11 protein-coding genes and 2 pseudogenes are annotated in these 14,933 nt (G+C 40.0%); 11 read left to right on the forward strand and 2 right to left on the reverse strand.

All coding sequences use genetic code 11. The features are described from left to right. Positions 1–22 precede the first annotated feature (22 nt). Positions 23–934, forward strand: coding sequence for a site-specific tyrosine recombinase XerD (gene xerD, locus HW278_RS03185; protein ID WP_178976907.1), 912 nt, complete (start codon positions 23–25; stop codon positions 932–934). A 62-nt stretch (positions 935–996) separates the two neighbouring features. Here xerD and HW278_RS03190 read toward each other — a convergent pair whose 3' ends face one another. Then, positions 997–1,374 (reverse strand): PUR family DNA/RNA-binding protein, encoded by a 378-nt coding sequence (locus tag HW278_RS03190; RefSeq protein ID WP_178976908.1) that lies wholly within the window; start codon positions 1,372–1,374, stop codon positions 997–999. 281 nt (positions 1,375–1,655) lie between these two features. Then, a pseudogene (locus HW278_RS03195) lies at positions 1,656–5,173 on the reverse strand (efflux RND transporter permease subunit). 984 nt (positions 5,174–6,157) lie between these two features. On the opposite strand from HW278_RS03195, the gene HW278_RS03200 reads away from it, so the two are divergent. The 10 genes and pseudogenes from HW278_RS03200 to HW278_RS03245 all read left to right on the forward strand — a co-directional run bounded on the left by HW278_RS03200 (position 6,158) and on the right by HW278_RS03245 (position 14,870). Next, positions 6,158–7,468, forward strand: coding sequence for a TolC family protein (locus tag HW278_RS03200; RefSeq protein ID WP_178976909.1), 1,311 nt, complete (start codon positions 6,158–6,160; stop codon positions 7,466–7,468). A gap of 113 nt (positions 7,469–7,581) precedes the next feature. After that, entirely contained in the window at positions 7,582–7,965 is a 384-nt protein-coding gene (locus tag HW278_RS03205) for an endonuclease domain-containing protein (protein WP_178976910.1), read from the forward strand. Positions 7,966–8,061: 96 nt separating this feature from the next. Next, positions 8,062–9,291, forward strand: a complete 1,230-nt coding sequence (locus HW278_RS03210; protein WP_178976911.1) for an efflux RND transporter periplasmic adaptor subunit — start codon at positions 8,062–8,064, stop codon at positions 9,289–9,291. Continuing rightward, the gene (locus HW278_RS03215) at positions 9,292–10,038 is read left to right on the forward strand and encodes an ABC transporter ATP-binding protein (RefSeq protein WP_178976912.1); all 747 of its coding nucleotides are present in this window, start codon (positions 9,292–9,294) and stop codon (positions 10,036–10,038) included. Between the two features lie 117 nt (positions 10,039–10,155). Then, positions 10,156–10,680 carry a TetR/AcrR family transcriptional regulator gene (locus HW278_RS03220; protein ID WP_178976913.1) on the forward strand — a complete coding sequence of 175 codons (525 nt, stop codon included), beginning with the start codon at positions 10,156–10,158 and terminating at the stop codon, positions 10,678–10,680. Positions 10,681–10,718: 38 nt separating this feature from the next. Continuing rightward, on the forward strand, positions 10,719–11,711 hold the full coding sequence (locus HW278_RS03225) for an alpha/beta hydrolase (RefSeq protein ID WP_178976914.1): 993 nt from the start codon (positions 10,719–10,721) through the stop codon (positions 11,709–11,711). A gap of 42 nt (positions 11,712–11,753) precedes the next feature. Continuing rightward, the gene (locus HW278_RS03230; RefSeq protein WP_009410381.1) at positions 11,754–12,233 is read left to right on the forward strand and encodes a hypothetical protein; all 480 of its coding nucleotides are present in this window, start codon (positions 11,754–11,756) and stop codon (positions 12,231–12,233) included. 160 nt (positions 12,234–12,393) lie between these two features. Continuing rightward, positions 12,394–13,613: pseudogene (locus HW278_RS03235) on the forward strand (ABC transporter permease). A gap of 37 nt (positions 13,614–13,650) precedes the next feature. Beyond that, entirely contained in the window at positions 13,651–13,878 is a 228-nt protein-coding gene (locus tag HW278_RS03240; protein ID WP_009410383.1) for a hypothetical protein, read from the forward strand. Continuing rightward, on the forward strand, positions 13,875–14,870 hold the full coding sequence (locus tag HW278_RS03245; protein WP_178976915.1) for a sensor histidine kinase: 996 nt from the start codon (positions 13,875–13,877) through the stop codon (positions 14,868–14,870). The genes HW278_RS03240 and HW278_RS03245 overlap by 4 nt, the downstream gene beginning before the upstream one ends. Positions 14,871–14,933 lie beyond the last annotated feature (63 nt).

Raw genomic sequence — 14,933 nt, forward strand, 5'->3', positions numbered from 1 at the left:
CTCTTACCTTTTACCTAAAAACGTGTGGCGTAAAGTAAATACCGATTATCAGAATTATTTGCGATTACAACGTGGTTTATCGCAGAATACTGTTGTGTCTTATGGCTTAGATATTGAGAAACTCATAGGGTATTTGGAAAAATACAATATCTCTGAACCCCCCGATACTATTCAAGTAGATACCTTGCGCCAGTTCGTATACGAAGTCTCCAAAGAACTCAACGCACGTTCACAAGCCCGACTCATATCGGCTTTAAAGAGTTTTTTTAAGTTTATGATTTCTGAGAAAGGACGTGAAGACTTCCCTATGAGCCTTATCGACAGCCCTAAAATAGGTGTAAAACTCCCCGATACACTTTCCTTAAAAGAAATAGATGCTATGCTCGCCTCCATAGACCTCAGCACCGATGAGGGGCATCGTAATAAAGCTATTATAGAAACGCTTTACGGTTGTGGGTTGCGAGTGTCGGAATTAGTCTCTCTTCGCCTATCCGACTTGTTTTTTGAAGAAGATTTCATTAGAGTAATGGGGAAGGGTAGCAAACAGCGCTTAGTGCCTATTGAAAGCTATACGCAGAAACAAATTAACAATTATATCAATAACCAGCGCAAACAGCTGAAGATAGCAAAAGGTCACGAAGATTACGTTTTCCTAAACAGAAGAGGGAAACAACTTACTCGCGCAATGATATTTACTATTGTAAGACAAGTAGCTGAAAACATAGGATTACAGAAGACCATTAGCCCTCATACTTTCAGACATTCTTTTGCGACACACCTATTGGAGAACGGTGCGAATCTGCGTGCCATACAGATGATGTTAGGTCACGAGAATATTACTACCACAGAAATATACGTACACGTAGAGAAGTCATATTTGAGGGAAGCTTTGGTGAAATACCACCCACGCCATAAAATGAACTTTACCCAATAGCCTATTACGTCATCACTCTATTACAAACAGATGAGTAAAGTTTTTCCTTATTAGATTTTTAACTATAGGTCTTCAAAATCAAGGTCTTTGTAAACACCATTACTATTGCTTACAGCTTCCAAGCGTTCATTGTAATAGTTCTTTTTAAAGTCTTTTTGATGACGTTCAGAAATTACTTCCTCTCCTTTTTCATCAAAAACATAGTTAGTCATTTCATTTAAAATATCTTTAAACATTTCAAAATCCTCTTTATACAGATAGATTTTGTGCTTTTTGTAGTGAAATGAGCCATCATCGTGAGTAAACTTCTTACTTTCAGTAATAGTCAAGTAATAATCATTAGCGCGCGTTGCTCTCACATCAAAAAAATAGGTGCGTCTGCCTGCTCTTAAAACTTTTGAGAATATCTCCTCATTGTCTAATATTTCTTTTTCTTCCATCGTTATGTACGTATTTTTAAATTATTCTGTCGGCAAAAGTCTTCATTTTTTATAGCAAGTGCAAATATTTATAGTATGAATTTTACTTTATTTCCTTATTTTAGTATAATTTTAAGGTTTCATACTTGAAAAAGACTACTAACCATAATTTTATCAAAAGAATATCACTTAAAATTTACCAATTAACTTCGCCAACACCTTCTCTTTTGTCTTAGGTTCGCTTTACCTTCGTCTTAGGTTCGAATAAGCCTTATCTTTCAACCTAATTAAGTGCTACTTCCTTATCCTATTACGACTTCTCTCCCTTCAAGTACTATTTCAAAATCTCCCTCTGGACGCTCTTTCACGTATTGTATTTTACGAATTTTGGTGAGGTAACTATGCTGTGCAATGGCGCGCTTCTCGTCATCGGCGATAACGGATACTATTTCACGCTCAGGATAAGTGAGCAATAACAAAAAATCTAACTGACCATAATCATCGGCGATATGCAAAATACGGGCTTTTTCGGGTAGTGAATGCACGAGTTCGTGATAATGTTCACGATGCTGCCTATAATCTTCTTTTACAGCGCGCACTACGTAATTTTCCTTGTATAAATAATTTAAAAACAGTTTCTTCTTTAAGTAATCTACTCCTTCCAATTGTTTGCGCAAAGCGAGGAATTGCTGGCGATAGAAAGCGCCTATCTGTTTGGCTCTTTCGCGCGGAGTGTTGCCCAAACGTTCATCATCAGGTGTTATAGGGTCGCCTACTACTACCGTAATAGCACCATCGTAGATAATCACATCACCTTTGGGTTGTACCTCCGAACAACCGTGAATATACACGGGCACGAGAGGCGTTTGGAAATGTTCGGCTATTAGGAAAGCACCTTTGTGAAAACGGTGTATTTGGTTGGTATCAGAGCGTTTGCCCTCTGGGAAAATCATTACTGAAATACCATTTTTCAAATTCTTTTCGAATAAGGGCATTCCTTTTTCTATACCTTCAGAGGCTGGGAAGAAGCCCATTGCCTGCACATAACGTCCAAATACTACCGATTTATACACCCAATCATTCACCATATAACTGATGCGATGTGTGAAAAGTCCTATTGCCAAAGTATCGAGCCACGAGGTATGATTGGCAATCACAACTGAAGGAGTTTTAAGCTGTATATGGTGTGGGTTCTCTACCTTTTTGCGCACAAAAGGATTGGCATAAAGCACTGAAGTAGTGAGCGAAGTAGCTAAACGTCTGAGCCACATAGTGTGTTTAGGAGTTATTTTAGCAAGTAGCCAACCTATATTGGAGAGAATTATAGACGATAGTGCATAATAGGTAGTTAGCAGTATGGATTGCAGTAAAAGACGCAAACTCACCGGAGAACGACCCTTATCAGGACGACGGAAGATACAAAACTTAAATATCGTAGGGTAAAATACAAAAGTCATTGCCAAAGCAGTGAAAATACCTATCACCGATACCGATGCAATTGACTTTAAGGCGGGGTGTTTGGCGAAAATAAGCGTACCGATAGCTAAAAAGGTAGTAATAGACGCCAAAAGTACTGACACTTTATACACGGGAAGTTCATTTTTACCATCGGTATAGTCTTTTTGTAGCGCACAGGTCATAAAAATACTAAAATCTACCGAATGTCCTAATACCAAAGTGCAGACAATCATACTAAACACATTGAACTCTATGCCAAAAAAGTTCATCAGAGCGGAAGTAACTACCCCTGTAACCCCAATAGGGATAAGAGTGAGTAACACCAATTCTACACGCCTAAAAAACAAGAGCAGTATGAGGAAAATAGCGATAGACGAATAGTTAACTAACAGCAATATATCGTCTTTGAGTTTGCCTAAAAACGTTTCACTTAGGTTCTTGCGGTCGATAACAACGGTAGGCGTGTGTTTTTCTACTGAATGGATAAAAGGGTCGCGCTCGGCAGGAGTGAGTTTTACGAGATTGGCAATAGTATAAAAGCCCCCTTTTTCGGTAATAAAATCTTCTAACGGAATAGCTGAAAGAGTTTTATAAGTATCAAGGTCTTTTATAACTTCAAAATCACCTGCTATACTTTGGTAGAAAGGTGCGTAAGTTTCTTCTTTAAAACTAACCTCATTTCCTTTTCCTATCAGTTGTTGTTTTAGAAATTGCTGTCTTTCGGCATTCCAAAAATCTTTCCATCGTTGTAAACGCGCTTCTTGTTCTTTTTTAGGCAATACAATCCCCCAATAGAACTGAATTGTTTGATACTATCGTGTGCTTTATAACTTTGCAACTGCTGATATAGTGTATAATTGCGCTCTAAGGCTTCCTCTAACGAGTTGCCATAAGCAGCGGCATAGAGCGATTTGTATTCGCTATCGGTGATGTTTTCTAATTGATGTTCAGCTGCTTTATAACGTTCGTTGATATAGTTGATATTGGCAATATCGCCATTGAAACGGACATTATGAAAAGTAAAACAACTCACCACTATCAGCAGTAAGCAAGCGCCAACCACCCACTTGTTGTGGTGAAATGGATAAGCCCCTATACGGTCTAAAAAGGTTTTGCGCACCTCGATAGTGCGATTGCCACGGTAGAAATGAGGCACGAGCACCAACGACAATATGGCTGATACCATTATGCCCACGAAAGCAAACACGCCTAAATCTTGCATCACCTCAGAATGCACAAAGAGCAAGCAGAGGAATGAAATAGCGGTAGTGATACTGCTGAGCAAGATAGGCACGGTTACAGCACGGTACAACTCGGCGGTGTTTTTAGCTACCTTGTAATGAGTGAGGATATGTAGCGAATAATCAATTGTAACTCCTAAGAGTACCGCTCCTAAACTGATAGAAATTGCCGAAATACTGCCTTTGAGTACATAGAGTGTCGCCAAAGCTGAGAGCACTCCAAAAGCAGAAGGGATAAACGCGATAAATGGGATATAGACACTTCGATAAAAGAAGACAAGCAATAAATAAAGTGCTGATAGTGAAATGAGTACCGTGGTGAGAATATCGGTTTTGATTTGAGAGGCGTTGCTCACCGAGATAAAGGGAGCCCCAAAGAAATCTACACGTACTTTTCCTTGATACTGGGCATTGAGATGGTCTTGCAACTCGTCTAACCCTGCGACGAAAGCGGCATTGTGCTCGCTGTCGTTGCCATCGTACTTAGGGTTGATAAAGAAGAGGATATGTTGCTCGTCGTTAGTAGTGAGAAAACCATTGGCAATCTTAAAATCGTTGCCTGTATTGAGCTCTTGAAGTTTGCGCAAACCGCGAAAAGTGAGACCAAAGGGGTCTTTGCGGATAAACTGTTGTGCCACCATACCCGCAGGAGTGAGCATCGTTTTGTACTGACTCTCCACCATTGATTTGAGGCTATCGGGGGCTAAACGACGTTCTAAATAAGCGTAATCTTCATCGTTTAGAAAAAGAGGTAGGTGGTCGTTTACAAACTGCCAAGTCTCATCGATTTCTTCTTCGTTTATAATCCCCTGAATACTGGTGATATACTTCGTCATAGAAGCGTTGAGTGTATCGCGCAAAGTTTCGGCAACTGCCTGCATATCGGTGAGCGTTCCGCCTTTTTCGGCTGTTACCATTACCGAGATTTTATCGGCGAAATTGAGTTGCTTAAGTACCTTGGAAGTGATGTTCGTCTTATCGTTTTGAGGGAGTACTTTGGTAATATCCTCTTCAAACCGCAATTGACTCAAACCATAAATGGCAATGAGCGCCCAAGCGGTGAAGAATGAGAAGGTTGCGAGTTTATCAGTGGTGATATATTGGTAAATTCTGTTTAACATCTGCGCTTATTTATCGGACAAAAGTATAGAATAATTAGCAAATAGACAAATTAGAAAATTAGAAAATTAGAAAATTAGAAAATGAGAGAATTAGGAAATTAGCAAATGAGATGGAGGCTACAAGAAACGCACTAGCAAAAAGATTGTCAGTTTATTCAACTTTACCAAAGGTGCGAGCCGCACGGGCAGTGTGAGCTACACGGGCAGGGAAAAAATTAGCAAATTAGAAAATGAGAAAATTAGTAAATTGGAGAGTTGAGGAGCTCGAAAGATAACGGAGAAGAACGGAAGAGAGTCGAGAGGAATTTTAGTGAAAAAAGGCTATGAGAAGGGTGGGGGTAGCTTATAGAGAGCTTATAGGAAGCTTATACGAATCTTGGACGATTGGTATAGAAAAGGTATATAAATAATTGATTCATAATATAATACAACAGCACTAAAAATGTTAAAAACAGGGTTTCGAGGCGAAAGAAAAAGGAATAGGTGATAGGCCTTAGGCCATAGGCACTAGGGGGGAGTATGACGCAAAAGGGGGAATTAGAGACAAAACATACTCTTTTAAAGGGGGAATGTAGTGACGGAAAGGCGAAGAAATGAGGAATGACAAGGGACAAATAACGAGTGATAGATGATGAATAACAGATTTTTAAATGAACAATACATAAAGATAAAAGGAAGATAACTTGCGATAGTTATTGAAGGAAGGAGATGTAAGGGCAGTTGTTGGACGAGGCTGATGGGGCGGAGAAGGAGAACGAGATAGATAGGATAGACAAGATGAAGTGAGCGGACAAGGTGAATAAGGTAGAGCGATTGGACGTTTCTGACGACTAAAATTAACCCCTTATAACTAAAAATTAACTGCTAAATATTGCTTTTTGTCGATAAAATAAGGCTTTTCGTCGATTATTTTTGCGGACTCCGGCTGTATTGCACTACCTTTGTCGCAACTAAATGACAAAAGTTGCTTAAAAACTAAAAACGATGAAAAGAACCTTGTACATATCTTTTTTGTGTCTCTGTCCTTTGTTAGCAGGGGCTCAAGCGAAACAATGGTCGCTGGCTGACTGTATCAACTATGCGGTACAGAACAATATTTCTGTAAAGAAGACGGAACTAAACCAGCAGACGGCTGAAATCAATTACAGTCAGGCGAAGAGCAACCGCTTGCCTACGATAAGTGGCTCGGCTTCGGCAAACCAGAATTACGGTTCGGCAATCAATCAGATTTCTAACGAGCGGGTGTCGCGCCGTACATTCTCCAACAATTTTGGGGTATCGGCATCTATGCCACTCTATCAGGGCAATAAACTGAACCTACAAGTAGACCGCAGTAAGTTATTGCTCGAACAGAACGAACTGTACGTGCAAGAGGCGAAAAACAACATCACTTTGAGTGTGCTTGAAGCTTATCTGCAAGCCCTTTACAGCTATGAGGGCATAGAGGTAGCTAAGAATACGGCGCGCTCTTCGGGTGAGGAATTAAAACAAGCACAGGGTAAGTTTTCCAATGGGTCTATTGCTAAACTGAGTTTAGCTGAGATAGAAACGCGTCACGCCAACAACGAGTATGCCATTATCAAAGCAGAAAATGAATACGAAAATAAGGTGCTGACCCTCAAACAACTGTTGGAGCTTCCTCCTAATAGTGATTTCGCTATTGCGCTCGACCTTCCCGCAGATGATGAAACGGCGATTATCCCTAATAAAGATGTGGTTTTTGCGGAAGCCAGAGAAAAGCTCCCCAATCTAAAAATCTATCAATCACAACAAAAGATAGCTGAAAAAGATATTAAGATAGCCAGAGCGGGCTATGCTCCTACTCTATCGCTACAAGCAGGGGTAAATACAGGATATTCAAACCTCAACGATTTGAGCTATCGCACCCAGTTGGATAGCAATTTCGGTCAGACCATAGGAGCATCGCTCAATATTCCTATCTTTTCGCAGTTCAGAAATAAGAACAATGTGAAACTAGCTAAGGTTACGCAACAGCAAGCGGTGCTCGACGAACAACAAGCGGAAAAAGACCTCTATACCAAAATAGAAACCGCTTGGCAGAATGCTACCACTTACCAAGCACAACAAGTAGCTTCGCGCACGGCTCGTGACAATGCTAAATTGGCATACGATTTGGCAGTAAAAAAGCACGAATTCGGTGGACTTACCAATACCGAGCTTCTCGTAAGCGAAAACGCTTACCTCAACGCGGAGCAAACCTATTTGCAAAATAAGTATATGCAGGTGCTGTATGTACAGTTGCTGAAGTTTTATGAGGGTAACCTCCTTTTATAGGAGGACAACTTTATATAAACATCCCCCTGCCCCCTTCAAAGGGGGGAGATATGACGGTCATCATACACGAGCGATATAGACAGATAATAATATATACTGATAAAAAATGCCTTATGCCAAACAAAATTATACCATATAATCCTAAACTAAAAGATTTTGCACGATATTTGCGAAATCATAGTACATCAAGTGAAACAACTCTTTGGAATCATCTAAGAAGAAAAGCCTTAGGTGTTGAATTTCATAGACAGGTGCCTATTTTGGAGTATATAGTAGATTTCTATTGTCACGAATTAGCTTTAGCAATTGAAGTAGATGGCAATATACACGAATTTAGGTTTTTAGAAGATTGTCAGCGACAAGAAGTTATAGAAAAGTATGGTGTAACATTTGTTCGTTTTTCAAACGAACAAATAAATACCAATCTCTTTGGGGTGCTATCATCATTAGAAAGTATTGTCAGTACATTGAGAGAAAATAGAATCGAGGAGATATAACAGTTATCCATTGCTTTTGTATCGCGCCTCCCCCTTTGAAGGGGGCAGGGGGATGTTTTTACAAGCTTTTATGCATTAATTTTAGAATCTATTGAAATGAAAAAACACATTAAGAAAATCATCATTATCGTACTATTAGCCGTAGTGGCTTTTGGGGTATATCACTTCTTTATGAAGGAAAAACCTTCTTTTATCGTCCTGCAAACCGATAAGGTAACCGAAGGTGACGTTACTACCGAAGTAACTGCTACTGGTAGCGTACAGCCAGTGGACGAGGTGGAAGTAGGTACCCAAGTATCAGGATTGGTAAGCAAGATTTACGTAGATTACAACAGCCAAGTAAAGAAAGGACAGCTATTAGCGGAACTCGACAAGACGAACCTTCAAGAAATGGTTGTAAATGCTACTGCCAATTACCAATCGGCACTCAACGAACTGAATTACTACCGTCAGAATTACGAACGACAACAGAAAATGTACAATGCCCAAGTGATTAGCAAATCGAACTACGAGCAAGCATTGTATCAGTTCAACAACGCGAAAACAAATGTAGCACAACGCCTTACGAACCTCAATCAAGCAAAAACCAATTTGGGGTATGCCAATATCTATTCGCCTATCAATGGGATTATCCTCAGCAAAGAGGTAGAAGAAGGGCAAACGGTAGCCGCCTCGATGAGTGCGCCTACACTTTTTAAGATAGCCAAAGACATTAAGCGTATGCAGGTGGAAGCCGATGTAGACGAAGCCGATATAGGACAAGTGAAAGTAGGGCAACGTGTGAGTTTTACCGTAGATGCTTACCCCCAAGAGGAGTTTTCGGGGAAGGTAACCCAAGTGCGTCTATCACCTACTACCTCATCTAACGTAGTAACCTATACAGTGATAGTAGAGGCAGAAAATCCCGATGAGAAGCTCAAACCAGGGCTTACTGCTACCATCGCTATCTATACCAATGAGCTGAAAGGCGTAACCATAGTGCCTGCGAAAGCGATGAATTTCACCCCAGACATCGACCTACTGATGCAATACTACGCTCAGAAAGGCATTAACGCTCCAATGCCCAAAGTACAGCACGGCAAGGGTAAAAATAAATACGTATGGGTGGTAAACACCGACGGCAGTATCGCCCAACAAACCATCAGCATTGGTAGCAACGACGGTATTAATGTGCAGGTGCTCAGTGGGGTAACGGTAGGTACAGAAGTGGTTACGTCCTTAGCAAATATGAACCCGCAAGCCAATGCGGAGAAAAAAGATAGTGGCGACAGCGGTAGTCCGTTTATGCCTAAACGCCCTCGTCGTGATAACTCAAAAGCCAAATAAATGAAAAAAGCAATCATCGACATACGCGATATGAAACGCGAGTTTAGAATGGGCAACGAAATCGTTCACGCCCTGAAAGGCATCAACCTCACCATTCACGAGGGGGAGTTCGTAACCATTATGGGACCCAGTGGGTCGGGTAAATCAACCTTATTGAACATATTAGGTTGTTTAGACCGTCCGTCGTCAGGCGATTACATTTTGGACGGCATCTCGGTGAAAGATATGAGCAAGAACGAACTCGCAACGGTACGCAACACCAAGATAGGCTTTATCTTTCAGTCGTACAACCTTTTGGCACGTACCTCAGCTATCGAGAATGTAGAGCTCCCTTTGATGTACAACTCTAAAATCTCGGCTAAAGAACGTCGCGAGCGCGCTATTGAAGCTCTCATCAGCGTAGGTTTGGAAAGCCGATTGAACCACTTACCCAGTGAACTATCGGGTGGACAACAGCAACGGGTAGCCATTGCGCGTTCCCTTGTAAATCACCCTGTGATTCTTCTTGCCGATGAGGCTACCGGTAACCTTGACACTAAAACTTCCTACGAAGTAATGGAGCTTTTCCAACGCCTTAACGACCAAGGTAGTACGATAGGGTTTGTAACCCACGAGAACGATATAGCCCTTTTCAGCAAGCGCACTGTTGTACTCAAAGACGGACATATCATCAGTGATAAGGAAGTAACCAATAGACTGAATGCCAAAGAACAGTTGGTACAATTACGAAATATGAATGACGAATGACAAAATACGAATGACGCAGACTGAATCTTTTTTAATTAAAAATTTGCAGGTTAAAAAAAATGTACTACTTTTGCAAAAATAACAGATGTTATATTACAGATGTTATAACAAAGTTTTATGCCGAAATCAACAACAATAACGCAAGAAGTAATTATAGGAACCGCCTTTGAAATGGTGCGAAAAGAAGGCTTTGCAGTGCTTTCAGCCCGAAATATTGCCAAGCAAATAGGTTGCTCCACTCAGCCCATCTATTGGTGCTATAAAAATATGGATGACCTTAAAGCTGAAATCTGCAAAAAAGCACTGCCCTTCCTGCAAAGTGTAGTGCTCAGTTACTCAAAAACAGGTAATACTCTTTTAGATTTAGGACTCGGATACGTGCGAATGGCACACACCGAACCCGCCTTATTCAAGGCTTTTTATATGGATAATGTTACCAATGTAAAACTTACTGACATTTTCCCCGAAAGTGAGCGAGTGGTAGAAATAATGAAAAATAGCGAGGAATGCCAAAACCTACCTGATGAAGAGCTGAAGAATGACATTGCTAAAGGTTGGATGTTGGCACACGGTATCGCCTCATTGGTTGCAGTTGGTATGCTTGTTTACGACGAGGATAAAATCTTAGAAATTTTGAAGTAATTGATAATCAAAAGTATAACAATAAAAATTTCAATAATATGAGTACAAACACTAAAAACCCTGTAAATGCTGCTTCTTGGGATAAGATTTTCCCTAAAAGTGATAAAGTTGAACACAAAAAAGTATCGTTCAAAAACCGCTATGGTATCAACCTTATTGGTGATTTGTATTTCCCAAAAAACAGCGAAGATAAGAAGCTCGGTGCTCTTGCTGTTTGCGGTGGATTTGGAGCTGTAAAAGAACAAGCCTCAGGATTTTACGCCCAAACAATGGCTGAAAGAGGCTTTGTAACCTTAGCCTTTGACCCCTCCTATACGGGAGAGAGTGGTGGAGAACCTCGTAATGTAGCATCTCCCGACATCAATACCGAGGATTTTTCGGCAGCGGTAGATTGCTTAGGCATTCAACCTTTTGTTGATAGAGAAAAAATAGGAATCATAGGTATTTGTGGTTGGGGTGGCTTTGCACTGAATGCTACTGCTATCGATACGCGTATCAAGGCAGTAGCTACTATGGTAATGTACGATATGTCGCGCGTGTTCAGCAAAGGCTATTTTGATGCCAATACACCCGAAATGCGTTTGGAAATGAAGCGTTCACTCAATGCTATCCGTTGGGCAGATGCCGAGACAGGAACCCCTACACCAGGTTACCCTATGCCCGATGAGCCATCGGATAAAGTACCTCAATTCTTAAATGATTATATTGAGTTTTACAAAACGCCACGAGGTTTCCACGAGCGTTCGGTTTCCAATCACGTTTGGACAGCCACTACGTTGCTTTCATTTATGAATTTCCCTCTGTTGGCGTATGCTAATGAAATTGATGTGCCAACTCTTATGATTGCAGGAGAAAATGCCCATTCGCGATATATGAGCGAAGATACCTATAAATTGATAGGAAGTGAGAAAAAAGAACTATTAATTGTTCCTAATGCACGCCATACCGATTTTTACGACAATCAGGCTGGAGTAATTCCTTTTGATAAATTGGAGGCGTTTTTTAGCGAGAATCTTCAATTACTAAATTGAGAGAATATAGAGAAGAGGGCAACCAATCAATAGAAGTTATGGTTGATTATCCAAACAGAAATCATAGAACAAATGGAGGCACGAAAAAAGAAAAGGAATCGGAATAAAGTCAGCTTTATTGTAATATTTATGTTCATATTTAATATTAATATAGCATCTGCTCAAACACAGATGTTATCAATATCTGCTAGAGAAGATAAAGATAGTCTTTTGATAATTATTGAAAATAAATCAAAAGTAGATACTGTCTTGTTCTCTTTATATGAACAGATTAAAATAAAGAAAAAATGGGTAACATCAAACTATGACTTATTTTGTGATGTAAATAATCCTAATACTTCTATTTTTAGGATATTCCCCAATCAAAAAATCAACTTAAAAGCAATGAAATCAAACGTTATTTATACAGATGAAAAGATTGGAAGGTGTAAGTTTTTAGGTATAAAAAGTAAACGAGTATTGCTTGTAGGTAACATTAAAGGTAGTGGTACATCAATCTCAATACATTCTGATGCATGGTAATTTTTAGATAAATAATTATCTGATTTTTAGAAAAATATTTTCTCCCCCAGCTGGCGCGAGCTTGTAGCTCGTGCCTACTATAAATAGAGCTTGTAGCTCATACGATTACGACCTCATTTGTCAATTGAAAAATCTGTACGAGATTTAAATAATTAATATTATGAATATACAAAACCTTTTTAAAATAGCGTGGCGTGCCCTCTTGCTCAACAAAACAAGGGCTATGCTTACAATGCTGGGCATCATCATTGGGGTGGGCTCAGTGATAACAATGCTTGCCATTGGCGAGGGTTCTAAAAAGAGCATCAAGGAGAATATCTCTAAAATGGGCACCAATATGCTCAATATCCGTCCGGGTGCGGGTATGATGGGCGGGGTGCGTATGAGTATGAGCGATATGCAATCGCTGAAAATGACGGATTACGAAGCTCTCAAAAAAGAAGGTACTCTGCTGAAATACGTGTCGCCGGTAGTGAGTGGCAACGGACAAAGTATAGCTGGTGGCAACAACTGGCCTACCTCTATCTACGGCGTGAATACCGAATACTTGCCTATACGCGAATGGAGTGTGGCTGAGGGGAGTATGTTTGGTGAAGATGAAATTACTAACTTTGCCAAAGTAGCCGTGATAGGACAAACGGTAGCTAAGAACCTTTTTCCTAACGGCGAAAACCCTATTGGGCAAACCATACGCTTTAAGAATATCCCTTTTAAAGTGATTGGTATCCTTACTAAAAAAGGAGAGAGCAACTTTGGTCAAGACCAAGACGATGTAATTATCGCTCCTTATACTACGGTACAAAAGCGTATTTTGGCGCAAACGTTCTTGCAGAGTATTGTCGCTTCGGTAATAGATGAAAGTCAGTCGGAGAATGCAGTAAACCAAGTAAAGAAGATTTTGGAGGGCACGCATAACATTTCGGCTACACAAGAAAATGATTTCAATGTGTTTTCGCAACAAGAGCTTATCAGTACGTTTAGCTCTACCAGCGAGATGCTTACCGTGTTATTGGTAGCTATTGCCAGCATTTCGCTCATCGTGGGGGGAATAGGCATTATGAATATTATGTACGTATCAGTAAAAGAGCGCACTAAGGAGATAGGCTTGCGTATGGCTATTGGAGCTAAGGGGAAGGATATTTTGGCACAATTCCTTATCGAGTCGGTGCTTATTAGCATCACTGGGGGGTATTAGGGGTAATTATTGGCTTATTAGCAACGGTAGGCGTATCGCTGTTTATAGGCTGGCCTGTGAGTATTACCTTGTATTCTATCGTAATATCATTCTTAGTATGTACCATTACAGGGGTATTCTTCGGTTGGTATCCTGCCCGAAAAGCAGCCGAGTTAGAACCTATTAGCGCCCTCAGATACGAGTAGTGCGAGAGAAACAGGCAATTAGAAATAATAAAAGCTGATGAATATAACTTTACCTCCTTATGCTACAACAGAAGACCTGCAAAAATGTATGGTTATTGTTAGAGAAATATTAGATAGTAAAGCCATTACTATTAATGATGAGCAGTGCCAAGCTATAGCTTTAGAAGTTATGGGTATCTCTTATGCCAAAGGAGGAGACTATTCTTCTGAAATCATCAAGAGTTTTACAGAAAGTTATTTAAAAACATCAAAATATAAAGAATGAAATTCTTAACACACATAGCCTCTTGGGCAGTGGTTTGTATTTTGCCTGCCCTTATTTTTATCTCCGAAAGCAATCACCGATTTGAGGAAGCTCTTTATCGTTCGCTCATATCATTGCCTTTTTTGATGTTTTTGTTCTACATCAGTTTCTATTGGCTTATTGATAAACTGTGGTTTAAAAAACGATATATACTTTTTATATTGGTAGCAGTGGCACTCATTTTATGTATTTCGTACAGCAAATATGAGCTTTTTTCATACTTTAATCCCCGCAAAGATGGACGTAGGATGCCTCCTTTTCACGCTTTTGTCTATTTTGATTTCCTCTCGAACCTCTTACCAGTAGTCTTTGCAATGGCAATACGCTATGCACAACGCAACTTTTCTTTGGAAATTGCTCAGAAAGAAGCCCAAGCTCAGAAGCTACAAGCCGACCTTACCCAATTGAGATACCAACTTCAACCGCATTTCTTTTTCAATGCACTCAACAATATCTATTCGCTTATTGCTTTTGACCCTCAAAAGGCACAACAGAGCGTGCATAGCCTTAGCAAACTGATGCGTCACTTTATGCAAAACAGTGACCAAAAGCAGATTAGCCTTACAGAGGAAGTAGATTTCTTGCAACAATACATCAGCTTAATGCAGTTGCGCCTGACTGATAAAACTACTGTACGGGTAGATTTCCCAAAGCAACTACCCCCACTCACCATAGCGCCTTTGCTGTTTATCAGCTTAGTGGAAAACGCTTTTAAGCACGGCGTATCGGCGACTGAGGTAACAGAATTGTCGTTTAGCTTGAGAGTGGAAGAAAATAAGGTAATATTTAGAAGTGAGAACACTATAATTCCTAAACAAGAAAGTTTGTATAACTCAGGTATTGGCATTGAAAACTTAAAGAAACGGCTAACACTTCTTTATCCTAAAAAACATCAATACAACATCGAAGAAAAAAACGGAGAATACATTGCTCAATTGACAATTGAGAATTGATAATTGACAAATGTGAAGTTTTTAGACCAAAGACAAGAAATTTTCTTAAAAAGGAAGTACTTT

It is taken from the genome of Capnocytophaga sp. oral taxon 902 (assembly GCF_013394735.1).
Taxonomy (GTDB): Bacteria; Bacteroidota; Bacteroidia; order Flavobacteriales; family Flavobacteriaceae; genus Capnocytophaga; species Capnocytophaga ochracea.

Coding starts and splice junctions, on each gene's coding strand:
- HW278_RS03200 (WP_178976909.1), top strand. CDS start 6,158: ATGAAAAGAACCTTGTACATATCTTTTTTGTGTCTCTGTCCTTTGTTA.
- HW278_RS03225 (WP_178976914.1), top strand. CDS start 10,719: ATGAGTACAAACACTAAAAACCCTGTAAATGCTGCTTCTTGGGATAAG.
- HW278_RS03210 (WP_178976911.1), top strand. CDS start 8,062: ATGAAAAAACACATTAAGAAAATCATCATTATCGTACTATTAGCCGTA.
- HW278_RS03240 (WP_009410383.1), top strand. CDS start 13,651: ATGAATATAACTTTACCTCCTTATGCTACAACAGAAGACCTGCAAAAA.
- HW278_RS03245 (WP_178976915.1), top strand. CDS start 13,875: ATGAAATTCTTAACACACATAGCCTCTTGGGCAGTGGTTTGTATTTTG.
- HW278_RS03215 (WP_178976912.1), top strand. CDS start 9,292: ATGAAAAAAGCAATCATCGACATACGCGATATGAAACGCGAGTTTAGA.
- HW278_RS03205 (WP_178976910.1), top strand. CDS start 7,582: ATGCCAAACAAAATTATACCATATAATCCTAAACTAAAAGATTTTGCA.
- HW278_RS03220 (WP_178976913.1), top strand. CDS start 10,156: ATGCCGAAATCAACAACAATAACGCAAGAAGTAATTATAGGAACCGCC.
- HW278_RS03190 (WP_178976908.1), bottom strand. CDS start 1,374: ATGGAAGAAAAAGAAATATTAGACAATGAGGAGATATTCTCAAAAGTT.